At 31.0% G+C, this 23,835-nt stretch carries 21 protein-coding genes and 1 pseudogene; 3 read left to right on the top strand and 19 right to left on the bottom strand.

Features of this window, described 5'->3' with window-relative positions:
• Positions 1–376 precede the first annotated feature (376 nt).
• The 7 genes from HMPREF2715_RS02220 to HMPREF2715_RS02190 all read right to left on the bottom strand — a co-directional run bounded on the left by HMPREF2715_RS02220 (position 377) and on the right by HMPREF2715_RS02190 (position 7,636).
• Positions 377–1,444: a P-loop NTPase gene (locus tag HMPREF2715_RS02220; RefSeq protein WP_070839249.1), complete on the bottom strand. Its 1,068-nt coding sequence runs from the start codon at positions 1,442–1,444 to the stop codon at positions 377–379.
• A 144-nt stretch (positions 1,445–1,588) separates the two neighbouring features.
• The gene (locus tag HMPREF2715_RS02215; protein WP_070581250.1) at positions 1,589–3,040 is read right to left on the bottom strand and encodes an MDR family MFS transporter; all 1,452 of its coding nucleotides are present in this window, start codon (positions 3,038–3,040) and stop codon (positions 1,589–1,591) included.
• 75 nt (positions 3,041–3,115) lie between these two features.
• Positions 3,116–3,583, bottom strand: coding sequence for a SepA family multidrug efflux transporter (locus HMPREF2715_RS02210; protein ID WP_070442693.1), 468 nt, complete (start codon positions 3,581–3,583; stop codon positions 3,116–3,118).
• Positions 3,584–3,707: 124 nt separating this feature from the next.
• Positions 3,708–5,036 carry a multidrug efflux MFS transporter SdrM gene (sdrM, locus tag HMPREF2715_RS02205; RefSeq protein ID WP_070485054.1) on the bottom strand — a complete coding sequence of 443 codons (1,329 nt, stop codon included), beginning with the start codon at positions 5,034–5,036 and terminating at the stop codon, positions 3,708–3,710.
• A 138-nt stretch (positions 5,037–5,174) separates the two neighbouring features.
• Positions 5,175–5,858, bottom strand: coding sequence for a PAQR family membrane homeostasis protein TrhA (locus HMPREF2715_RS02200; protein ID WP_070581249.1), 684 nt, complete (start codon positions 5,856–5,858; stop codon positions 5,175–5,177).
• Positions 5,859–5,874: 16 nt separating this feature from the next.
• Complete coding sequence (locus tag HMPREF2715_RS02195; RefSeq protein WP_037549662.1) at positions 5,875–7,062, bottom strand: UTP--glucose-1-phosphate uridylyltransferase; 1,188 nt, start codon at positions 7,060–7,062, stop codon at positions 5,875–5,877.
• A gap of 55 nt (positions 7,063–7,117) precedes the next feature.
• A complete protein-coding gene (locus HMPREF2715_RS02190) occupies positions 7,118–7,636 on the bottom strand; it encodes a metal-dependent hydrolase (protein WP_070442702.1) in 519 nt (172 codons plus the stop codon).
• A 176-nt stretch (positions 7,637–7,812) separates the two neighbouring features.
• Here HMPREF2715_RS02190 and HMPREF2715_RS02185 point away from each other — a divergent pair, with 176 nt between their 5' ends.
• Positions 7,813–8,073, top strand: a complete 261-nt coding sequence (locus HMPREF2715_RS02185) for a SunI/YnzG family protein (RefSeq protein WP_037549668.1) — start codon at positions 7,813–7,815, stop codon at positions 8,071–8,073.
• A gap of 154 nt (positions 8,074–8,227) precedes the next feature.
• Positions 8,228–8,542, top strand: a complete 315-nt coding sequence (locus HMPREF2715_RS02180) for a heme oxygenase (RefSeq protein WP_070839247.1) — start codon at positions 8,228–8,230, stop codon at positions 8,540–8,542.
• A gap of 75 nt (positions 8,543–8,617) precedes the next feature.
• Here the strand turns inward: HMPREF2715_RS02180 and HMPREF2715_RS02175 are convergent, their stop codons facing one another.
• The 7 genes from HMPREF2715_RS02175 to HMPREF2715_RS02145 form a co-directional block, all read right to left on the bottom strand.
• Positions 8,618–9,934: a YjiH family protein gene (locus HMPREF2715_RS02175; protein WP_276311122.1), complete on the bottom strand. Its 1,317-nt coding sequence runs from the start codon at positions 9,932–9,934 to the stop codon at positions 8,618–8,620.
• Positions 9,935–10,203: 269 nt separating this feature from the next.
• The gene (locus tag HMPREF2715_RS02170; RefSeq protein WP_037549677.1) at positions 10,204–11,169 is read right to left on the bottom strand and encodes a FecCD family ABC transporter permease; all 966 of its coding nucleotides are present in this window, start codon (positions 11,167–11,169) and stop codon (positions 10,204–10,206) included.
• On the bottom strand, positions 11,166–12,197 hold the full coding sequence (locus HMPREF2715_RS02165; protein ID WP_070581247.1) for a FecCD family ABC transporter permease: 1,032 nt from the start codon (positions 12,195–12,197) through the stop codon (positions 11,166–11,168). The genes HMPREF2715_RS02170 and HMPREF2715_RS02165 overlap by 4 nt, the downstream gene beginning before the upstream one ends.
• An 11-nt stretch (positions 12,198–12,208) precedes the next feature.
• Positions 12,209–13,219, bottom strand: coding sequence for an ABC transporter substrate-binding protein (locus tag HMPREF2715_RS02160; RefSeq protein ID WP_070839244.1), 1,011 nt, complete (start codon positions 13,217–13,219; stop codon positions 12,209–12,211).
• A 238-nt stretch (positions 13,220–13,457) separates the two neighbouring features.
• On the bottom strand, positions 13,458–14,525 hold the full coding sequence (locus HMPREF2715_RS02155) for an alanine/ornithine racemase family PLP-dependent enzyme (protein ID WP_070581246.1): 1,068 nt from the start codon (positions 14,523–14,525) through the stop codon (positions 13,458–13,460).
• Entirely contained in the window at positions 14,526–16,286 is a 1,761-nt protein-coding gene (locus HMPREF2715_RS02150) for an IucA/IucC family protein (RefSeq protein ID WP_070581245.1), read from the bottom strand. It abuts the gene before it with no gap.
• 3 nt (positions 16,287–16,289) lie between these two features.
• Positions 16,290–17,459, bottom strand: a complete 1,170-nt coding sequence (locus HMPREF2715_RS02145; RefSeq protein ID WP_070839241.1) for an MFS transporter — start codon at positions 17,457–17,459, stop codon at positions 16,290–16,292.
• A gap of 114 nt (positions 17,460–17,573) precedes the next feature.
• Here HMPREF2715_RS02145 and HMPREF2715_RS02140 point away from each other — a divergent pair, with 114 nt between their 5' ends.
• Positions 17,574–19,523: an IucA/IucC family protein gene (locus tag HMPREF2715_RS02140; RefSeq protein ID WP_070581243.1), complete on the top strand. Its 1,950-nt coding sequence runs from the start codon at positions 17,574–17,576 to the stop codon at positions 19,521–19,523.
• Positions 19,524–19,601: 78 nt separating this feature from the next.
• Here the strand turns inward: HMPREF2715_RS02140 and HMPREF2715_RS02135 are convergent, their stop codons facing one another.
• From HMPREF2715_RS02135 to HMPREF2715_RS02115, 5 genes and pseudogenes are all read right to left on the bottom strand, one after another.
• Positions 19,602–20,129, bottom strand: coding sequence for an Asp23/Gls24 family envelope stress response protein (locus tag HMPREF2715_RS02135; RefSeq protein WP_070581242.1), 528 nt, complete (start codon positions 20,127–20,129; stop codon positions 19,602–19,604).
• Between the two features lie 56 nt (positions 20,130–20,185).
• Positions 20,186–20,425, bottom strand: coding sequence for a DUF2273 domain-containing protein (locus tag HMPREF2715_RS02130; protein ID WP_011275167.1), 240 nt, complete (start codon positions 20,423–20,425; stop codon positions 20,186–20,188).
• Positions 20,426–20,437: 12 nt separating this feature from the next.
• Complete coding sequence (gene amaP / locus HMPREF2715_RS02125; RefSeq protein WP_037536063.1) at positions 20,438–20,974, bottom strand: alkaline shock response membrane anchor protein AmaP; 537 nt, start codon at positions 20,972–20,974, stop codon at positions 20,438–20,440.
• Positions 20,975–21,150: 176 nt separating this feature from the next.
• Positions 21,151–22,700: pseudogene (locus tag HMPREF2715_RS02120) on the bottom strand (BCCT family transporter).
• A 120-nt stretch (positions 22,701–22,820) separates the two neighbouring features.
• Positions 22,821–23,831 carry a zinc-binding alcohol dehydrogenase family protein gene (locus HMPREF2715_RS02115; protein ID WP_070581240.1) on the bottom strand — a complete coding sequence of 337 codons (1,011 nt, stop codon included), beginning with the start codon at positions 23,829–23,831 and terminating at the stop codon, positions 22,821–22,823.
• Between the last annotated feature and the right edge of the window lie 4 nt (positions 23,832–23,835).

Below are 23,835 nucleotides of genomic sequence, written 5' to 3'. Positions count from 1 at the left end.
CATATTGTCATTCAGTTTTCAATGTTCATTTTTTAAAAATCAACTTCTTAATTATATAACTTTTATTTAACAAAGTCAATAACTTTTATTGATTACTTTTAATATTTTAAGTCATCTTAATTTGTTTTGCAATGGTAACTTTTACACCATCGAAACAAACTTTATAAAGAATTAACATCTGTTTTTGACGACTTTTATATAATATCAAGATAAAAGTATTACGTCAACACTTTTTTGAACTAAATTTTAAATAAAATATGGTTCGGTTGCATGTGTTACCCACAAGAGTGTATTCTATCAGATTCAAGATATTTTGCAATAGAAAAAAAGCATGAAATTTAAAATTTCATGCGTCAATTTTACACTAAATCTATCTTTATTTTTTAATTGTAGATGCTATCACTTTTTGGGCGATAGATGTGTAGATTTTCCCTAAACGATCATCTGCTTGATAAATAGAGGGTGAGAAATCTTTAGGATTCCAAGTAGGTTGTTCTAATGGTAGTTCTCCTAATAATTGAGTATTTAATTCATCTGCTAGTTTACGTCCTCCGCCTTTACCAAAGACATATTCTTTATTACCTGTTTCTTTACTTTCAAAATAACTCATATTTTCGATAACACCGAGAATAGAGTGCTCGGTATGTTTTGCCATTGCCCCTGCTCTAGCCGCAACAAATGCTGCAGTAGGATGCGGTGTCGTTACAATTATCTCTTTACTACTTGGTAGCATTGAATGTACATCTAAAGCTACATCCCCTGTTCCTGGAGGTAAGTCTAATAGTAAGTAATCAAGTTCTCCCCATTTCACTTCTACAAAGAAATTGGTTAACATTTTCCCTAACATAGGTCCACGCCATATTACTGGTGCATTCTCTTCTACAAAAAAGGCCATTGATATAACTTTCACTCCATGACGTTCTACTGGAATAATCTCTTTTCCTTGAACTCCTGGTTTCTCATCAATACCCATCATATCTGGAACACTAAAACCATAAATATCCGCATCAACTAAACCAACACGTTTACCTTCGCGGGCTAAGGCTACTGCTAAATTTACTGCTACTGTAGATTTACCTACACCGCCTTTTCCTGAAGCGATCGCTATAAATTCTACAGGATTGTCTTTAGATAAAAGCCCTTCAATGGTCTTAGGTTGTTCTTCTTTCTTACCAGTATATTGCTCAACCGTTTCGGCAGGTAATTCTTCAAATCTTATGCCAACAGTATTAGCACCATTATCTTTAAGCGCTTTAACTATTGCCATTTGTAAATCTAATTGCGGTTGTCCGCCTAATTGTGCCATTGCCACTTTGACACTAACATGCTCTATTTCTTCTTTAATAGTTACTTCTACAATACCGTATGTCTCTTTAAGTGGTACATCTATAATTGGATCTTTTAATGCTCCAACTATTTCTTTCACTTGATCTACCGTTAACAATGAAAATCCCCCTTATTATTCTTTATACCTCTATAATATCAAATATTAATATGTATTGACTTTCTAAATTAGTATATATTTTTTAAATGTATAAAAAAAGAAGTTAGCTCACTATTTGTTGGCTAACTTCTATCAATATGAGAATTACATATCCCGTGTATTTTTTGAATTTTTATTATAGTGTCTTTCCTCTTTGATGAATAAAGAGAAAATAAAACCAATAATTACAAGACCAGTTACTATTGCAAACGATAAATCTACACCAGCTGCAACACTCTGTCTTTGTAAGATTTCATGGTTCGAACTTGCTGAAGAACCAGTGCTTAGTATTTTTGCACCAATACTCATGAAAGTGACCATTAAAGCTGTTCCTAGAGAGCCGGCCATAACACGACCGAAGTTCATGATGGCAGTACCATGTGATATATCTTCATTTCTAAGTGCATTGATGCCTGCAGTATTGATAGGCATCATTAATAATGAAACTGCAAACATTCTTATAGCATAAACAACAACTAACATAGTGTATGATGAATCATATTTCAAGAAACTTAAAGATGCCGTTGTTGCGATAAGAATAATGAAACCAATTAAAATTAAAAGTCTAGGCCCATACTTATCATATATTTTACCTGTATAAACAGACATTATACCGTTTAAAATTGCTCCGGGCATAATGACCAATCCAGACATAAATGCGCTCAACCCAAGTCCATTTTGAACAAACAAAGGAATTAAGAGGGCTGGACCTACCATTGACATCATTACAATCATTGAGGTTATAGTACTGAAAGTGAATATTTTGCTTTTAAAAACTCTGAGGTTTAACAAGGGATTAGTGATACTTAACTGTCTTCTAATAAATGTGATAACTATTAGAAGACCAATAAAGGCAGAGATTATAACAATTGGATTAGTGAACCCCAAATTACCTGCGCTACTGAACGCATAAAGCATTAATCCGAATCCTAATGTTGAATAAACAACTGATCTTTTATCTAACGCTGTCTTTTTAGTTTCGTTATAACTAGATAGCGTGATAGCACCAAATATATATTCTACGAGCGTAATGCCTACAACTATAATGAAAGGCACTCTCCAACTTGTATTATCAATAATTAACCCAGAAAACGTAGGACCTATTGCTGGAGCAAATTGTATGACCAAACCAGCCAATCCCATTGCAAATCCACGTTTTTCTTTTGAAAATAATGTAAACAATGTGAACTGCATGAGTGGCATAATAATTCCGGCACCGATTGCTTGTATCACTCTGGCAAACATTAGAACACCAAAACTAGGTGCAATGGCAGCTACAATTGAACCAACTAAGAAAATTCCCATTGAAACTAAATATAATGGTTTTGTTTTTATTCGATCCATCAGATAGGCAGTTAAAGGAATCATAGTTCCATTAACAAGCATAAAGCCCGTTACTAACCATTGAGCAGTATTTTCAGATGTATTTAATTCGCTCATAATGTGTGGCAAAGCCGTATTTAGTAAAGTTTGATTTAAAATAGCGATAAATGCACTTAATAGCATTACCGCTACTATGAGGTTCCGTTTTTTTGTGGATACTTCTATATTCGCCATATAAAAACTCCTTTTATTTCATACATATTTTTATATTCAACCAAACTTTAGTATGCCAAGCAAACTAAATGCTTGCTATTTCTTATTATTAAGGTTCTCACTATCTGGATAAAATATAATTTTAAATATATATAACAATCCTATGATGACTGAAATAACCCAAAAATCAATCTCGATATAAACGTAATGTATGTGAATAATAAAATAGAAGAGTATCGTAGTAACAACGTATGAAATCAAGTGATACAAACTGCCATTAAAATATGGATTATTGGGCAATTGTTTTCTAAAATAATCCATTAAATGTTCAATGGCAAATAAAATGAAGTAACCAAAAACAATATAGCTACCATAATAAACTAAATTATCTACTAAATTTTTATTGTAGGTAAAATAACCTAGCTTACAAAAAATTAGAATTCGACTTAATCCAAATAAACCGAATCCTAAAAACATTAAAAAAATAGCACCTGAAATGATAAAGATAGTGAGGACAAGTAAAGTTGATAAAATATTCTTATAATTATTTTTAAAAAACTTCATCCTTCTGTCCTCCTTTTTATACACGGTCATTTTATCATTAATAAATCACGATATAAAATTTAAAGTACGTTAGTCTAAAACTTTATTATTCTTCAATTATATTTCATTTGAATGATTAAACACTCTATACATCGGATCTATTAAGCGTTGACCACATAATAATGAGAAGAATAGCGACTAATGATACTGCAAATAATATATTGTAAAAATGCCCATCCATGATTCCAACTGACATAGCATAGAAATATCCCATTACAGTTGAACCTATTGACGAACCTAAATTTTTAGTTAATGCATAGAAAGACATCATTTTCTTCATATGTCTAGGATCTGTTTCTTCTTGAACGATGACACTGTCCTTTGTATAAACAAATCCAAAACTTAACCCAGCAAGAATTACTGTTGCTGCTATTAATAACGGTAATTTGAGACCAAACATGAGTATGATACTGCTAATCAATAATAATGTAAAAGCACTAATATATAATGCTTTTCGAGTTAAGTTCTCTTCTACCTTTGCTAAGTTAAAATTTAAAATTAACCAAGCTACTGACAGCGGAAATATTACCAAACCACTTTGAAGTGGTGAAAGATGTAAATGATCTTGTAGGTAGATTGGAATGTATAAATTGTATCCCATTAAAGACATAGCTATTAATAAATCTGTTACAAACACTAGTGAAACTGAACGATTAAACTCTGAAATTGGGATAAATGGATTTTTTATTTTGCTCTCAAATTTAAATAAAATAAAGATAAAAATGAATGCTAACGTCAATGAAATAATATTTAATACTACTGATGACTTATTCAATAAACCAAACATAAATAATCCTATAAATATGTAAAAGAAAGAAAGTCCCTTAACATCGAAGCTTGAGGATTTAACTTCTGATTCTTCTGGAAAATGAAAAGTAATAAATGCAAGTATAATTGCAATAACCGCTATTGGAATGTTTATAAAAAATAACCAATGCCATGTTGCAAACTCTAAAATTGCCCCACCTAATAACGGTCCAATAATACTTGAAATTCCCCAGACACTTCCTACTATTCCCATAATTTTGTATCTAAATGGTATTTCAAATGCTAATTTTGGAACAATTTGAGTCAGTGACATCATAACTCCTGCTCCCAATCCTTGAACGATTCTAGAGATAATAAGCATTATAAATGTGCCACTCATTCCTGACATTAAACTACCAATACCAAATAAAAACACGCCTATCATTGCAATATATAATATTTTAAATCTTGTTAATAATTCACCAACAATAGGATTCGCAACTACAAGCGCTATGAAATAAACAGTAAATACTAATGATATAGATGCACCAGCGTTTAAATCAGTTCTTATAGTGGGCATCGCTAATGAGATAATTGAGCTTTCTATTGCAGCCATAAACATAGTTAAAACTAAAGTTACGACGATACCTATTGATTTAAAGTTCATGAACATTATTCCTCCTAAATAAATTTCAGATTCTTTAATAGGATAATCAACATTTTATTTTATATGCAATAGAATGATTACTTTAAATAAAAAATAAGACTGATGACCGATAAAATCATCAACCTTATTTTGAATTCTCTATATAAAATAAAGTATTGCTATTAAATGAAACATTGAAGCGATCACGATAAAAATATGCCAAATCATATGAAAGTATGGACGTTTTTTTTGGGCATAAAACCAAGCACCAATAGTGTAAGATAAGCCTCCTAGTACAATGAATAAGATAAATAACCAAGATGTACGCATAATGATAATAGGTAGAAAAATAATACCAACCCATCCCATTACTAAATAGACAACCAAACTTAATTTAGGATTCACATTAACAGAAATGGACTTATACAAAATCCCCCAAATTGTAGTACCCCAAAGTAATATGAATACAAACCAACCAATCCATCCTCCTACGACAGTTAATAAAACTGGCGTATAAGTTCCTGAAATAGCAACATAAATCATACTATGATCGATGATTCTTAAAATATATTTGTGAGCAGTATTATTTTTCATTGCATGATATATAGTTGAAGAGATAAACATCATAAAAATACTAATTACAAATATAGAAATACTAACTGAGCTTAACGTTCCATGTGCTATATAACTATGAACTGCAGCATATGGTAGTAAAAAAAGTGTAAGTAACGCAGCTACACCATGTGAAACTGAGTTACCAATTTCTTCACCGAAAGATAGAGGAATGATGTCTTTAAATGATTCGACAACAGTACCTTTTGCATTCTTAGTTGAGTTAGACATCTGGCCCCACCACCTTTTAAATTAAATTCAAACGTTCTAAATCTGATGTAGCAGTTTCAACACTATCTTTACCTTCTTTATTTTTAAGTGGCGAAAATTCATCTTCTCTATTAACTTGCAACGTTACAAAACTTGTTGCATATCTAAAAATATCAAAGTAAAACAATTCAAATTTTAATGTTGGTTTTTCAACAACTCCAAAATCTTCATCTAATTGCTTTAATTTTTTCACTGCTAAGTGATATGGTAAATCATTATTTACTGCTTGTTTAATAAATGCAACTTTAAAGGCATGAATTCCAATATTTGCATTATCAAACGTATTAGCGACCGCTTCATCCAATTCAGAATACTCAAGAACCGTGTCCTTACTATTTTGATTTACTAATCGTCCGACACTTTCACCATCTTTAGGTTGAATTGATTTAGAAGTTACATCGCAATCATTTACCACTGTAAACCCAGCAAATAATGGATCTAATACTTTAACTAATACGTTATCAATGTTATTTAAGAAAATAAATTTCACACCATCAGATGCCATTTTATCTAAGTAACCATTTTTTTCTAATGATTTAAATACACCACCATTTCCGTTTGGCGTCTCCATTATATATCCCTGTTCATTAAGTACCAATTGCCCAGTTTCACTTAATGCGACCATGTTTTCTTGTTTAAAGAAATGTACATTATCAGGTTTATAACCAAAATAATCATGTTGTTCAAAGTACGATAACGTTTCTTCATGATTGATATCACTAGTCATGATATACCAATTGATTAAATGACCTGTTTCCTTTTTAAGTTTAAGTAATTGTCGTGCTTGTAATTCAAACAAACTAACTCCTTTTATTTCAAATGAACCTTTTGGCCCTTTATAACCTAAACGCGTCCCTTGACCACCAGCCATTAATAAAACTGCAAATTCACCGTTTCGTATTGCTTCTATGCCTTTTTGTTCATATTTAGCACTTTCTTGATTAGTCAATTCAGTCTTGCGTAGATATTTTACTTCTGAAACAGATGACACATCAGAAATTGATTGACGGTTAACATATAAATCTTGAAATAATTGTTGAATACTTTCTAAATTTAATTCATTCACTCTCGATTCTAATTTTTCTTTTTCATTACTGCTCATTAACTTTTCATATTCACTCAAATGTTCTTGATTATATTTCTTTAATTGATTTTGATCTAACATTTTAACTCTCCTTGTAATTAATTCAATATGTATTCATACTCTCATTATTTGATAGTTACCCTAAAATGGATTGACTTATATATTTTAATAAATGACTAATAGAGGTTTGAAATAATATGTATAATGCACCAATACTTAATGCAGTAGCCAGTGATACATCGACTAAGCCACCAGTTTTAAAGGCAAACGGGAACTTAATAGTAAGAGGAATAGGATAAAGTAACTTTACTCCCCTTGGCGTTAACATATCTAGTATAACATGAGAGGCCATACCACCGATAATAGAAACCAAGTAGTAAGTAGGAGTTTGAATCAAATTAAGGAGAAATATAATGATACCTATAAATAACAAAGAGTGAGTGAATGTCCTATGACCGAATAACAGCCTAATAATTAAACTAAGCAACTTTAATTTTCTACCAATTTTGCTACCAGTGTGACAAATGTCTGGTAATAAACTTGAAACTATAGATAAACATATTACTGTAACAGTTGAGAACAAATCTGTTTGAAAGTGTTCGGTTGTTAATGCACCTACTAGTAACCCAGCAGATACGTGAGTTTTGCCTGTCATAAACCTTCTCCTTTATAGAGAACATTTTAACATAAATCACTCTAAAATACGAACATATTTTCGGTGTTAGCTAAATAGTGTATCACAAAATTTAAAAAGTATATCATTAATACTTGAAAACGATTACACAATGATATATGATATAGACATAAATAACATAAAGGATGTGTTCTTTAATGGCAATGACTGTTAAGAAAGATAATAATGAAGTTAGAATTCAATGGAGAGTAGCTGATATCAAAATCCCTACTAGTGAAATTAAAAATATTTCACAAGACCAAGAAATTCATGCCGTTCCAGATTTAGATTCTAAAAATATTTCACGTATCGGTTCTACCTTTGGTAAAACTAATAGAGTGCTTATTGATACAGATGATCATGAATACATTATTTATACGCACAACGACCAAAAGGTTTATAACGAATTAACTAAATAATAACAATATACATTTTTCATTCGCAAAGTTATAAAAAAACTGTCAACTTCCGCTATGTAGTTGACAGTTTTTTAATCTAAAATAATAAATACTGTATTACTTTGTATTTTTCTCAATATTAATTAAACTACACTTAGACAAGGAGGTTAAAATTATGTTTGTTGTTACAAATAGAATTACCGTAAAAAAAGGATTTGCAGAAAAAATGGCGCCAAGATTCACTAAAGGTGGAAAAATTGAAACATTGCAAGGTTTTCATAAAATTGAAGTTTGGAAAGTAGTACGAGATCATGAAAGTGAAGACATGTATGTAAATACATGGTGGGAGACTGAAAAAGACTTTGAAGCTTGGACTAAAAGCGATGCATTTAAAGAAGCACATCAAAACAGAAACAAAACATCGTCTGAATCTTCACCGGTGATTAGCAGTGAAATTGTTAAAGCTACGGTGTTATCTACATTAAATTAAAAAAAGGCAATGAAGTATAGATAGGAATTGTTTATTTCAACATTTCTAACCTCTAACTTCATTGCCTTTACTATTTTATAATAATAAATGAGCCATTAACGCTATAATTGGTAAAGTGATTGCAGTTCTAATTAGGAAAATCATAAATAATTTACCTAAACTTACTGGTATTTTAGAACCTAATATTACACCACCAACTTCTGATAAATATATTAATTGAGAAATACTTAAGGCACCAATTACAAATCTTGTAATCTCACTGTGCGCATCAGCAATTAATATAGATGGTAAGAACATATCTGCAAAACCAATCAATAATGTTTCAGAGGCTTTAGCCGCTTCTGGTATTTGCAATAATTCAAGAATTGGAATAAAAGGTTGACCAATAATTGAAAATACTGGCGTATAATTAGCTATCATAGTCGCAAGCGTTCCGATGCTCATAACGACTGGAAGGATAACAAACCACATATCTATTACAGTTTTTAAACCGGATTTCCAAAACTCTTTAAACCCTGGTGCTTTCAATCCAACAATAGTTGCCTCTTCAAAACCATATCCCAGTGCCGTTTTACCTTCAGGTAGTTTTTCTAATCTAGTATTCTCAGAAACTTCTTTAGTAAATTCATCAGGTATTTTGTTTAATGGCCAAATACGTGGCATGATCATTGCAGCAACAAAACATGAAATAATTACAGTTAAATAAAACGCAAAAAATTTATGTTGTAATCCCACAGTTTCTGCAATAACGATAGCAAAAGTAATTGAAACGACACTAAACGTAGTAGAAATCACTATGGATTCCCTTCTCGAGTATATACCTCTTTCATACTGACGACTTGTTATTAGGACACCTACAGTTCCATCACCAATAAACGAAGCTAAATTATCTACTGTAGATCGCCCTGGCAATGTGAATAATGGTCTCATAATTGGTCTAAATAAGGGTCCTAAAAATTCTAATAAACCATATTCCATTAAAAAAGGTAAGAATAGTGCAGCAAATAAAAATACTGCAACCAATGTAGGTAAAAGATCATAAAACACTAAACCACCAGTATCCTCTGAATAAATAACCTTTGAACCAAGTTTAAAATAGGTCATCCATACAAAGATGACGGCTAATAATCTTAATGTCATCCAGACTGGACCAACTTTAAATGCACTATCTAATAATCCGCCTGGTTTAACTTTATTTTTAAAAATTGTCGAATAAAGTACTGTTAATATTGCAGACAATGTAATAATTAAAATTATGATAATTGGCATTGCATCACCAAGTAGACCTTTTAGCCAATTTGCTAAAAAGGCTACAGGTAATGTAGTTTGTTTCTCACCATCTTGTATAAATGGGACTGGAATTAAGAAAAGTATAATTCCAATAATAGACATAGTTATGAATTTCGCTCTACCTTTGGCAATCTGTTGCTTTGAGTAACCTTCCACCACTAATAACCTCTTTCTTTCTCATTATTGATGCTTTTATATTCATTGATTATGTAAATATATTAAGTAAAACAGCGAACTTTTATATAAATATAAGAATATATGCATTTTTATAAATATCATGTTAAATACTATATATCATTTTTAATTGATATGCAATATAAAAAGAGCTAATTTTCATCATAAATATGAGAATAATTAGCTCTTAAATTTCATTAAATTCGTCTTAATAAAAATAAGAAATATGGCACCCCAATGATAGCAATTATTACACCCACAGGTATATCTAATGGTGGATGAATTCCTCTCGCTAACCCATCACTGAACAAGATTAAAATTGAACCTATACAACCAGACATAATTACAACATGGAAGTAACGCTGACCTACAATAGATCTAGCGATATGTGGTGCAATTAGGCCTAGAAAACTTATACCGCCTACTACTGAAATTGAGGCGCCAGCCAGCATAACCGACAAAATAAGTAAGATCATTTTGAGTCTTTGTACTCTTGCACCAAGCGCCGTAGCAATATTTTCTCCTAAATTTAAAATATCTAATTGATAACTTAAACATAATACGAGTGGTAAAGTTATAACAAACCAGGGTATGATTGAATAAAAATTTTCAATAGTATGACCATATAAACTCCCTGTCAACCAAACTAACGCATTATTTGCATCCATAGGGTTTCTAATAAGTAAAAATTGAACTACAGCGGTACATATAGCACCGATAGCTAACCCAATTAAAGCTAAAGTTGAGCCTTTAATATTATATTTAGCAATTAAAAATGACAAAATCAAACTAATAAATAATGCACCTATGAACGAACCAATAGGTAGTACTAATAGCGGTGCTGAAGGAAATAGCATAATTACTATAATAGCTGCCAAACTTGCGCCTTTAGTTATACCTATAACATCAGGAGATGCTAGTGGGTTTCTAACTACCCCTTGAATCACCGCTCCAGAAATGGCCAAACTACTTCCTACAACTAAACCTAGTAACGTTCTTGGAATTCGGTACTCGTTTAATATAAAATCATCAAATTTTAGAATTCCATGAATTGCTTTCAAAGGACTGTACATTGTTGAACCAACACATAAACTTACAAATATGCTTACAATTAAGCAGATGATTACAACAGTATAACGAATAGATAATTGTCGTTTTGTCATACTCGTTTCACCCCTTTTAAAGTTATTAATAGGAAGTAAATTGCCCCAACAAATGAAGTGACAATACCAACTGGAGATTCGTAAGGAAATGTAATAAGTCTACTTAACATATCTGATAGTAATAATAAATCGGCACCTATCAAAAAAGTTAAAGGCACCATTAAGAAGTAATCTTTACTTATATAACGTTTAACTATATGAGGGACGATTAAACCAATGAATCCAATCGGTCCAGCTATTGAAACAGATGCACCTGCTAATACAATTACAAGTATACCTATTACAATTCTAATCAATTGTGTCTTTTGCCCCAATCCTTTCGCTATGTCATCCCCTAATTCCATAATGGTTAATTGACGTCCTAATAACATAGTTAAAATAAGTGATAATATTAACCAAGGCATAACCGACAATACTGCAGTCCATTTCAATCCATTAAGAGATCCTACCAACCAAAACATAACAGTAGTATTAGAATCTTCATTTAGTATTATGATACCTTGTGTTAAACTACTGAAAAATAAATGAATTGCCATTCCAGCAAGAGCTAATTTAATTGGCGTTATTTTTTTCGTTGAACCAGATAGTATATATACAGTTAGACCGCCAATAAATGCCCCTAAGAAGGCTAAATATGTTGCATAGTTACCTAGTGAGGGTATTAATATCGTCACTAATACTATTACAAATGATGCACCGGAATTAACACCAAATATTTGTGGAGACGCTAATGGATTCCTAGTAATCGCTTGCATTAAGAGGCCAGCTAAGGCTAACGCACCGCCAATTAATAACCCACCAATCATTCTTGGCATTCTTACATTATGAATTAGAAATGTTTGTTTATTATTTATAGATGTAAAAAAGTATTCAAAAATATGTTTAGCATGAATTTCAGACGAGCCAATCGCTAAATTAAAATAAGCAAAAATAAAAAGAAAGCACCCACTCACAATAAATGTGAGTGCAGTGCGTCTCTTATTTGCTTTATCTAAAGCAGATTGACTATCAGTAGATCTAATAGTCATTTTTTGCCACCTTACTTTTCTTTATCTTTTTTTGAAATTTCTACAAGTTCTTTAGCCATTTCTTCAGAAGATACTAACCCTCGAGCTCTTGCCCAAGTATCACGACTAACGATACTTACACGATTATGTTTAACCGCATCTAATGTGTCCCAAACCGGATCTTTTTTCATTTCTTGATATGATGGTTCTTTAGGACTTGCTCCATCAGTCATTATAAACATACGTTCAGGATTAACGTCTTTTAACGTTTCTGCATTAAGTTGTAAATAAGGTCCTTGTAAATATTTGCTTAACCCTTTAGTGACGTCTTTATTTAAAGCTTCTTTAAAGCCAAGTTGACTTAAGAATTGACCTACATAAGATTCACTTGGATGAGCTAATAATCCAGATTTAGACGCTACAGCTGGTAATACTTTTTCATTTTTATCAAATTGAATTTCATCTTTATATTTTGCAAGTTTTTCTTTATGCTCTTCTAAACGTTTCTTACCTTCATCTTCTTTATTTAAAGCTTTGGCAATTGTTTTAAAAGCTTCTATATTATCATTATAATCTCCATCAAAACTTTTTAATTCAATTGTTGGAGCAATTTTACTTAATTCTTTATAAATACCTTTGTGTCTGTTACTATCTGCAATAATTAAATCTGGTTTTAATTTACTGATTTCTTCTAAGTTGGGTTGTTTACGAGCACCAACAGATTTATAATCTCCAATTTTTTCTTTTAATGGTTTAATAATACGATTTGGTTTGTTGTCATCAGCAACCCCAACAGGTTTAACATTTAGTGCCGCTAAAGCATCTACAAATGAAAATTCCAACGCTACGACACGTTTAGCATCTTTAGGAACTTTAGTTGTGCCTAATTCGTGTTTAATTTTAATAGAATCTTTCGATGACGATTTATTACCTGAATCACCTGAACCATTATTGCTAACATTACCACAAGCAGTAACTAAAACTAATGCAAATAATAATGCAAATAATAATGCGACTATACCTGCAAACTTAAAGCCTTTCATGAATTCCACTCCTTAATATGTATAGGTTTACAATACATAGTTTATTGATAACGATTATCAATGTCAATATTATTTAGTATATTTTTTAAATTTTTTATAAAAATAGATTAGAATTTTAATTATTATGGGATTTTACCTAGAAATGATAAAATAAAAAGCCATTAATCAGAATAAATTCAAAATTAAAGGCTAATATTTATTAAAGTTTATATGATTATTAATACCTACAAAGAATTGATTAACATTTTTTATTAATCAATAATGGAGAATTGACCATCTTACTATTCAAAGAGTGAATATAATTATCCTTAAAATAGTGCTTTGTCATGTGGTTATGATACATTACTTGAGAAAGCGCCTCATACTCCATAGCAAATTCTATAATATCACCAACTTTATAGTAATCTTGATTGTTTAAATTAATCATTAGATGATCACTTGATGCACCAATAATGCTAACATCATTCTTAATAGGTTTAATTTTATTTACGTCTGTGTCAACATAGCCAATATCTACAATCGCTTGTAAATAGCATTGGTTATTGTCAGATAGACGTGGTTTAATCTCTAAAATTTCCGCTTCTACTGTAATTGCATTTTGAAATAGCATTGGTATAGATTGATTTGTTGTAGTATCTATCCCTCTAAATAATGCCTCACCTATTCGTAACTCATTAATCTTACCCAAATCATTGTACATTAATTGTGGTATCATACTTGAGTTTCCACCTGATACAACTTTTAATCTAAACCCTAAATTATATTCAATAGCATCAACAAATTGATTTATCTTTAATATATCTTCTTCAGTTGGAGCCGAAGACTTGAAACACATAAAGTTAAATGCAATACCTATTAATTGAATATGAGTCATTTTGATGATTTCTTCAATATAATTTAGTACATCATAAGTTATGACCCCTTCACGTCTATCCTTCCAATCTATCATTAACATAATTTGATGTTTTTGATTTAACTGTTTAGCAATGTCATTTATCTCTCTAATTGACTCAATTTCAGTTTGCATACTCATTTTCACTGATTTAATCAGTTGAGTATAATGTTTTTTAGATGTTGGTCTTAGTAAAAGATAATCGCATTGCCCCTTGAAATCTTCATTTATATTTTCAAGTCTTGATTCTGCAAAATGGGTGAACCCTGATTGAATTAATGTTTTGATAATTCGATTATCACCAGCTACACATTTAATTACTGGGGTTAAATGTATATCATTATTTTCTAATAACGTTCTTAGTGCATATGCATTATATTCAATTTTAGATAAGTTTATATTGATTTGAGCCAATTATCTCACCTCATCTCTAATTGGATTATCAAGTTCGATATTTAAATATTTTTTCACTCTATTGTTCATACGCATGCGTAATAATGCCTTAACAGTAATCTTTGAACCAAAGAGCACATCTTTTAAAGCTTGAGCATGTGGTTTATTATCACTTATTGCTAATTTAACTTCATTTTGAACTAGATTGAACAATTCTTCTTCAGTTACAAATTCCGTTTTTGAAAAGTGATGAATTAATTCAGCTAACTGATTCTGAATAACAGCATGCTGAAATTTCGCAATAACTTCTTCAATTGAATCTGCCAATAAACTTTGATTGGACACGTTGATATTTTTCAGTTTATGAGTAAGTGTATTTAAATCAATTCGAGACCCACCTAAATCACGCACAATAAAATTCATTTGATAATTAGGTCCTAAATTAACTATAGTATTTTGCATATGCGCTTCTAAAGCTATGCCATACTCTTGAATTAAATTGATTAAAGGCGTAATAAGTTGTCGACTATAATTTTGAATAAAGGTTAATATACCTCTATTATTTAACTCACCATTAACCCATTCGATATAACTATCAACAGTAATATGTCGATCAATTGGATTAGGATTAACCAATGCACCAGTAACAATAGTCACCCCATTGTTTGCAATATAAGGTGTTTCTCTGACAATGCATGCTAACTGTCTAGCATCCTCGTCATTTGTTTTCGCACATAAACCATAAGGTTCTATTGCAACATTTAGTTGTGGATATTGATTTAATACATTTTGTAAAGCGCTACTTAATTTAGGTCCGTCTACCGTTGTAACACTTGAAACTGTTCTGACAGCGCTCGTTGCTTGTACATTGACAGGTAATTTTATATGATATGGCTTATTGATGAGTGCCATCGTCCTAAATGATAGTGTTGCTTTCGAATCGACATCAAATGGTGTTGTTAATAAAAACTTATTAGCAATCCAATTCGCAAACTTATCGTAGATAGTATGGTTGTATTGCCATGGATGTACTAATATCACAAAATAGTCTTCTAACGAAATATGAATAGACTGTGCATATTTTCTAATTCTTATTTGATATTCAGGTATTACTTTCTTCAATATGAAATCTTCATCATTATCTATACACGTAGCTTGTGCACAGTCTTTATGGATTAACATAATTTTTAACGGTATTACTTTTTCAAACTCAGGTGAATACATTTTAACTTCATCCATAGTTAATGGCAGTTTCGTTTTAGTAAGTGGATGTGTAGGATGACCTTCTAATACTAAGCTTTCTGAATATATCAAATCATTGATTTCATTCGCGTCACTCAAATGTTGTAACCATGCAAAAAAATTTAAAGTTGTTGGCATACCAGAAAATTGCATACTAGATTGCACATTATGTTGACGTTGATAAAATTGTTTATAAATTTCAACAAAACTATCTCTACTATGTATTATTTCATCTATTAATTGCTGATGTATATTAATGTCAAAATGATTACTTAATATTTCTAATAAAGTTTCTACTGTTGATACTTCCATTATATTAGCACCACATTGATATGCAATTGGTCCTACAAATTCATACCTTGACATTACACTGTTATGATTAAAGTGAGTAGAAAGTATACATCCATGATATTGTATATCTAATTGATCATCTTTAGTTGTAATAATAGTTTGTTCTTTCCAAATGCCTTCTTTTATTAAAGCATTTAAAATACGATATTGTATATTAGTATCCGCATTTTGCCATGCGTTTAGAATCATACTTTACTCCTCCAATTTAATTGGTCTTTGAATTATATATGCAATAAAGGCAATTACAAAAGTAAATATTCCCATTATGATAAATGTATTAATAGGTCCTATTATTTCTGATAATGTTGTTAATATTAAACTACCTAAAGGAATCATCCCTCTATCCATCATGACGATACTTAATATTTTTCCTCGATGCTCTGATGCTATATCCTCTTGAAAATATATACGATTTGATGTTCTAGCTAATTGACCAAATAAACCTACAAGTGACATGCAGATAAACATAAATATAATGTTATGCATAATGACACCTACAAGCGCTAATCCAAATAGACAAGTACTTAAATAATACATTTGCACAGTGGTGAACTTTTTCAAAATTATGGGTAGTATAAGTGTTGCAATCATACCACCTACAGCACAAAAGGTCATTGACACACCAAAGATTTCCGAGCGACCAGGAAAGAGATCATGTACTAATACTGGTACTAGTGTAGTATACGAAAACCCAGTAGCCATGATAATCAATGACGTAATAAATATTTTTGAGGCTTGCATATTATTCTTAAAGTATTCCCACACAACCGTAAATGAAAACCCTTGGTTAGCTTTATTTGTCTCACCAACTGTATTGAAGGTTAATGGTAAACACAATAGGACAGCAATGAAGTAACACATTGATTGCGCTAGAAAAGTAAACGGTGCATGGTAAATTGAGAGTATCAATCCTGCGATTGCCGGACCTATTGAGCGACATATGTTTATGATAAAAGAATGATATGAAACGGCTTGGCTTGTATTTAAATGTACAGATAAATCTGGCAATACAGCTTGTCTTATTGGTGTTTCCGTCGCATTGATCATACCTCGAAGTGTGGCATAAATAAGGATGATAATAATCGGCACTTGTTCTAATAAAAAGGTACAAACACATAGTGTGCTTGTCACTAAAAATGAAGATGAAAGGGTAATTTTCAATAATTTTCCTCTATCAAATTTATCAGCTATAGCGCCAGCCCAGACACTTAGTAACAAAATTGGCACGAGTCGGCAAAAATTAACCAATCCCAAATAGACTGCGTTATGATAACTAGTAAGTACATACCAATTCAAGCCAATTTGTCCTATCCAATTCCCTAGAAATAATAAAAAGGAACTAGAGAAGAAAAATTTCGCCACAGTATTCCACCTACTTATTTATAATAAACTTCATAATTGATAATGAATATCATTATCGATATTATGGATTATACAAATGATTTAGATTTTTGTAAAATGAATTTGAGGTGCAATATGGATAATTTAATTTCAATAGACAATATAGATTTACATTTAACTGATGAAGAATTAGGAGCTTTATCGTTTTTAAAGCAAGAAATGCCCCATTTAGTAAACTACATTAAAAATGAATTGCTCATTGCACGAGATAAAATTTCTCAACGCTTAATTACATCCCTTTACAGAGAAAATTTAGTCAACGCTAAATCAAATAGTACCTTTTTCTCGTCATGTGATATTAAAAACTTTCCAATAAATGGAGAACACCAAATTATGCGCGTGCATTTTCCCGAAAGCGATAAATATTTATTCGCAAAAGTTTCCGGAACTCATGCATTTGGCCGTGTAGATGTTGAAGGTCCATTTTATTATTGTGATAGTGATGGTAGACAATGTGTTCGTATACTTCATCCTAATGAAGTATTAGCTGATATCTTAAAGGAAAATCCAGAGCTTGATAATGAGGCAAGTTCTCAATTCAAAGACGATATGGAAAACAGTGTTGCAAATATGGCGTTAGCACTTGCATATCAAGCATATGAGATGCAACATTCAAATGAACCTTTATTGGAAATAATTCTTAATGAACAAGATAGTTATTTGCGTTCAGAGCAGGCAGTTATAGAGGGACACCCGCTTCATCCTGGAGCTAAATTGCGTAAAGGCCTTAATGCTAATGAGAATATTAAATATAGTTCAGAATACAATAAAGAAATTCATTTAAAGTGTGTGCTTATTCACCAAAGTGTCGCTAGAATACAATCTTTATCGTTTACTTATAATGCTGAATTAGAAGCGCAATTTCCAGAACTATATAGCCAAATTAAAACTGAGTGTGATAATTTGAGTAATCTGAGTGAATATCATTTAATGATTGTTCATCCTTGGCAGTTAGATAATGTATTATTAAGTCAATACGAAGAGGAAATAAATAATAATTTAATGATTCCACTAAAGATAGAAATACCTTATTACGCTGGTTTATCTTTTAGAACTTTAATGCCAAAATTCCCAAGCACGTTGCCACATATTAAATTATCTACCAATGTACATATTACTGGTGAAATTAGAACTTTATCTGAACAAACAACTCACAATGGTCCTTTAGTTACTCAAATCTTAAATGACATTTTAAAGCAAGATAAAGATTTCACTCATTATAGAGTTGGTATTTTAAATGAATTTGCTGGTATTCACTTTTATAATATAAATGACGAAGAAGCTATTCAAACAGACCGAAGTGAGCAATTAGGAACGCTCTTTAGGGACAATGTGTACAATCTAACTGAAAAAGATAGTATTCCTATGATTCCTTCAAGTTTAGTGGTTAATTATAAATATAATGAAGAACCACCAATTATTAGTTTAATTCAACGTTATAAACATCATTACGACAAATCAAATCTTGATATCGCAGCTCAAGAATGGTTGTCAGATTACATTTCTCAATTGTTAGGCATAGTGATTCCTTTATATGCTAAATATGGCATTGCACTTGAAGCCCATTTACAAAATTCAATTGCAACGTTTAACGCTGATGGACGATTAAATACTATTTATATTCGTGATTTTGAAGGCTTACGTATTGATGAACAATTTTTAAATGAATCTGGATATACGACAAATCATTTTCACGAAAAATCTAGAATCTTGACCGATTCTAAAACAACAGTATTTAATAAAGTCTTTTACTCGACAGTTCAAAATCACATAGGTGAACTTATATTAACTGTTTCAAAATTCATTGAGGATGAAGAATTTGAATATAAACTGTGGGATAGCGTAAGCGAAATTATTCATAACATTTTAAATAGCTTAACGAATATTAATACAAGCCACATTTCAGAAATTAAACAAATTATATTTGATAGAGACATTGATTATAAATGCGTGACAACGATGCGTTTAGAAGATGAAGCACATCACTATACTTATATTAAAGTAAGTAATCCACTACATGGTTAAACGATATTAGAAATCAAAGCTTAATTCTAAAATAAAAAACCCTTTAGGCTATATAAACCTAAAGGGTTAAATCTATTATTATTGTAATCCTGATCTTTCAGAGTTGTTATTATTATTGTTGTTTTTTTCGTTTTTTTGTTGCCATTCTTTTTTAGTCATAACATCATCAACTTGCATGTTAACTTCTACAACTTGTAAGCCAGTGATATATTTAACTTGCTCTTTAACTAATTCAGTAACTTTACGGAAGATTTTTGGTGCTGATTCACCATATTCTAAGATTACTTTTAAGTCGATTGCTGCTTGTTTTTCGCCAACTTCAACAGAAACACCAGTAGTTACATTGTTGCCACTAGAGAATGCATTAGTAAAGTTATCAGCGAAACCGCCTTTCATATCTAAGATACCTTTAACTTCACGAGCTGCGATTCCAGCAATTTTTTCTACAACTTCATCTGAGAAAGTTAATTTGTTTTCAAATTGTTGTTGTTCATTTTGTTCTCTGTATTGTTCTGCTTGTTTTTGCTGTTCTTCTCTTTCTTTTTCATTAACTCCAGTTTGATTATTGTAAGCTTGTTTAGCTTTGTTATTGTTATCTACTGACATATTACATTCTCCTTTATAATTGAATTTTTTTATTATTTAGTTCTTAAATAAATTATTTAACTCCATCTATTTAAGAAATTCATGAAATCCTGTGTACGGTCTTTAATATACCCAACACCAATTCCGATTAAACATAAAACAATAACCAAAATTGTTTTCCAAAATCCTAAAGTTAGGAATAAGATTGCTATAATTAAAAATGCAAAGAAACCAATGATACGCCATTTATATGATTTAATGAAGTCAATGATTTGTTGACTTGCATCTTGTCCATTTTGATTATTATTATCAGCCATGTTATCCCTCCCTTACAGAACACGTTGTCCAGCAGTTTTTTGATCTCTGACATTTACTTCAAGTTTTCTCACTGGTAATTCAGTAAAATGTTCTACATTATGCTTAATGTCTGAACGAATACTTTCAGTTAGTGACTTAACTTGTACATCATTTGGTACTAAGAAGTCAGCCTTGATATCAATGTAAGATTTGCTTTTTTTATTATAAAGCTTAGCTACAACATTAGGTTGTCTTACTTGATCGTATTTAGTAAGTGTATCGTAAGCTGATTTTTCAACTGCTTTACGAGATACATAAATATGACCATCATCATAATCTTTGTATAATCCTGGTTTTCTATATGTTGGTTTAAAGATGCTGAATACTAATATTAAACCTATCAATATAAGTAGAGCAGCTAAACCAATTAATAGTGGTTGGAACCAATTGAATTGTAAGAAGAAGTCTTGATACTTAGATATACGACTATCTTTTATGTACATAAACAATAGGAATCCAACAATAGCAACTATTAATAGGCCGAGGATAAAGTTTTTTAGCCTTTTCACCTCGTATGCACCTCCTAAATTATTGTTGAATTATTATATAGAAAATAATACCCTTTAAACATTTTTCAAAACATTAATGAAAAACTATTAATTTAATTATATAAATATTTATTAAAGTTTTACTTTCTAGATAGAATATTCCCAAATTTAGCACAATAAAAACATATATTTTATTATTATTTTTTCAATTCTTTTTGCTTTGAACTTTTATACTGTAATATGTTTGGAAACTTATTAGAAGTTCTTGGATGATCGATACTTAATGATTTAAACAATGACCAAATCATTAAGATAATAACTATTGAAAATGGTAAAGCGGCAATGATTAATAAGTTTTGAATCGCCTGTGTACCACCTGTATAAATCATAATCATTGCAAATAAGGCTAGAATAATACCCCAACTTACTTTCACAAATGATGTAGGATTGATGTCACCTTTAGAACTAAGCATACCCAATACGTATGTTGCTGAATCGGCTGAAGTCACGAAGAAGATCATAATAACTACGAGAGTAATTATGCTAAGAATAAATCCTAGTGGATAATGTTCCAACGTAGCAAATGTTGCAGTTTCAGTAGCTTCTTTTGCAATGTTAGCAATGCCTTTATCTTGTAAATAAACGGCAGATGCTCCAAATACAGCAAAGAAGAAGAAACATACAAGTGAAGGTACAAATAGAACACCAAGTATAAATTCTTTAATTGTACGACCTCTAGATACCCTAGCAATAAAGATACCCACGAATGGTGCCCATGATACCCACCAAGCCCAATAGAATATTGTCCAGTTTTGGAGCCATTGGAATTTTTCTCCTCCATTCATTGGAATACGTAAACTCATACTAAAGAAATTAAAGATATAATTACCTAAACCATTTGTAAATGTATTTAGAATATAAAGTGTTGGGCCAACAATAAATAAGCCAATTAATACAATAAAGGCTAACAGCATATTGACGTTACTAAGCGTTTTAATCCCTTTATCTATACCTGACCAAGCAGACCACGTAAACAATATAGTCGCAATAATAATTAATATTACCTGTGTACCGAAATTGTTTGGTACATTAAATAGGAAATTTAGGCCTTCATTTATTTGAAGTGCACCAAATCCGAGAGTTGCTGCGACACCTGTAACAGTGGCGATAACAGCTAATACATCAATTGCACCACCTATAGGGCCTTTCATTGATTTTTCACCAAATATAGGAACTAAGGTTGCACTTACTAATCCAGGGTAGCCTTTATGGAAACTAAAATATGCAAAGACTAATGCTACAATTCCATATACTGCCCATGCATGTAATCTCAATGAAAGAACGAAAATTGAAATGCATCATTGATTGCAGATTGTGTACCTGCTTTATGTATAGGGGGTAACGTAAATGCGTGACTTATTGGTTCTGCAGTAGTCCAAAATACTAGTCCAATACCCATACCAGCACTAAATAACATGGCGAACCAAGAAGGTAGTGAGAATTCAGGATCTTCACCTTCTTCACCAAGTGTTATCGATGCATATCTTGAAAACAATAAATATACACAAACAAAAAATATGAGTAAAACCAGTAACAAATAATACCAAGAAAAATTCTTTGCTATAAATGAAGTAATGTTTTGGGTTCCTGTTTCTAATTGTTTCGGCATAAAAGCGCCATATAAAACAAATAGAGTACAAATAGCTAATGCTGTCCAAAACACAAAACTAATTGATTTTTTTCGCAACATAATACTCCTTTCAATAAAATGGTTAATAAAGCATTTAAGTCAAAATAAAATGACGTTTATCCTATTGCCTTTTTTTATAAGAATAAACGCCATTTATAAAGAAATATATATAGTTTATTAATTTAAATTAATGACCAATTTGCCAATCATTGTATTGGATTCTAATATTTGGTGTGCTTGATAGATGTTTTCAGTGGTTAATCCTTCTATAACTTTAGTTGTTGTAGGTTGATAAATATTCTGTTCAACCTTATTTGTTATGTCTTCTAAATATTCATGATGCTTTATCATATCATCAGTTTGATTTAATGGTCTAGCAAACATAAATTCATGTGAGAAACTTAAACTTTTTGGTTTCAAAGCATTTAAATCTTGGTCATTTTCAAAAGCTACAATAGTAGCAATATGACCTCTAGGTTTCACTAATTGAATCATGTCGTCATAGTACATATCCGTATTAAATGTACAGAATACGTAATCAACCAGTTCAATACCTTGTGTCTTAAATTGATTTATTAAACTCTCTTTGTGATTGAGTACAATATCAGCACCCATTTTTTTAGTCCATTCAATCGTTTCATTACGCGATGCTGTTGTAATCACCCTTAAACCATAGAACTTAGCAATTTGAGTAACAATACTTCCTACACCACCTGCGCCATTTATAATTAACAACGTTTTACCTTCATTTTCACTACGTTTGCGTGAAATACCAAACACATCAAACAATGTTTCATATGCTGTTATACCGGTTAATGGTAAGCTTACTGCCTGCTCAGCGCTAATATTTTTAGGTGCCTTAGCTACTAATTTCTCATCAATCAATTGGTATTCCGAATTTGATCCGTTTTGATCAGGTGAACCAGAGTAATATACTACATCACCCTGATTAAACATAGTAACTTCACTTCCAACAGATTCAACCACACCAATCGCATCAAATCCTAGTACACGAGGTATTTTTGACACGTTCATTAATCGTTGTTTTGTATCAACGGGATTGACACTAATAGACTGAATTTTAACTAATAATTCATGTCCTTTTGGTTCTGGTATATCTAAATTATAAGTTTTAAATAAATTTCCATCTGATAGTTTAAACGGTTGTTCAAATCCAATTGCTTTCACTATT

It is taken from the genome of Staphylococcus sp. HMSC062A01 (genome assembly GCF_001836805.1).
GTDB classification, from domain to species: Bacteria; Bacillota; Bacilli; order Staphylococcales; family Staphylococcaceae; genus Staphylococcus; species Staphylococcus haemolyticus.
The sequence above is the reverse complement of the archived record's forward strand: the minus strand, read 5'-3'. Positions and strand labels throughout refer to the sequence as shown.

Coding starts and splice junctions, on each gene's coding strand:
- HMPREF2715_RS02215 (WP_070581250.1), bottom strand. CDS start 3,040: ATGGCGAATATAGAAGTATCCACAAAAAAACGGAACCTCATAGTAGCG.
- HMPREF2715_RS02210 (WP_070442693.1), bottom strand. CDS start 3,583: ATGAAGTTTTTTAAAAATAATTATAAGAATATTTTATCAACTTTACTT.
- sdrM (WP_070485054.1), bottom strand. CDS start 5,036: ATGAACTTTAAATCAATAGGTATCGTCGTAACTTTAGTTTTAACTATG.
- HMPREF2715_RS02200 (WP_070581249.1), bottom strand. CDS start 5,858: ATGTCTAACTCAACTAAGAATGCAAAAGGTACTGTTGTCGAATCATTT.
- HMPREF2715_RS02195 (WP_037549662.1), bottom strand. CDS start 7,062: ATGTTAGATCAAAATCAATTAAAGAAATATAATCAAGAACATTTGAGT.
- HMPREF2715_RS02190 (WP_070442702.1), bottom strand. CDS start 7,636: ATGACAGGCAAAACTCACGTATCTGCTGGGTTACTAGTAGGTGCATTA.
- HMPREF2715_RS02185 (WP_037549668.1), top strand. CDS start 7,813: ATGGCAATGACTGTTAAGAAAGATAATAATGAAGTTAGAATTCAATGG.
- HMPREF2715_RS02180 (WP_070839247.1), top strand. CDS start 8,228: ATGTTTGTTGTTACAAATAGAATTACCGTAAAAAAAGGATTTGCAGAA.
- HMPREF2715_RS02175 (WP_276311122.1), bottom strand. CDS start 9,934: ATGTCTATTATTGGAATTATACTTTTCTTAATTCCAGTCCCATTTATA.
- HMPREF2715_RS02170 (WP_037549677.1), bottom strand. CDS start 11,169: ATGACAAAACGACAATTATCTATTCGTTATACTGTTGTAATCATCTGC.
- HMPREF2715_RS02165 (WP_070581247.1), bottom strand. CDS start 12,197: ATGACTATTAGATCTACTGATAGTCAATCTGCTTTAGATAAAGCAAAT.
- HMPREF2715_RS02160 (WP_070839244.1), bottom strand. CDS start 13,219: ATGAAAGGCTTTAAGTTTGCAGGTATAGTCGCATTATTATTTGCATTA.
- HMPREF2715_RS02150 (WP_070581245.1), bottom strand. CDS start 16,286: ATGATTCTAAACGCATGGCAAAATGCGGATACTAATATACAATATCGT.
- HMPREF2715_RS02140 (WP_070581243.1), top strand. CDS start 17,574: ATGGATAATTTAATTTCAATAGACAATATAGATTTACATTTAACTGAT.
- HMPREF2715_RS02135 (WP_070581242.1), bottom strand. CDS start 20,129: ATGTCAGTAGATAACAATAACAAAGCTAAACAAGCTTACAATAATCAA.
- HMPREF2715_RS02130 (WP_011275167.1), bottom strand. CDS start 20,425: ATGGCTGATAATAATAATCAAAATGGACAAGATGCAAGTCAACAAATC.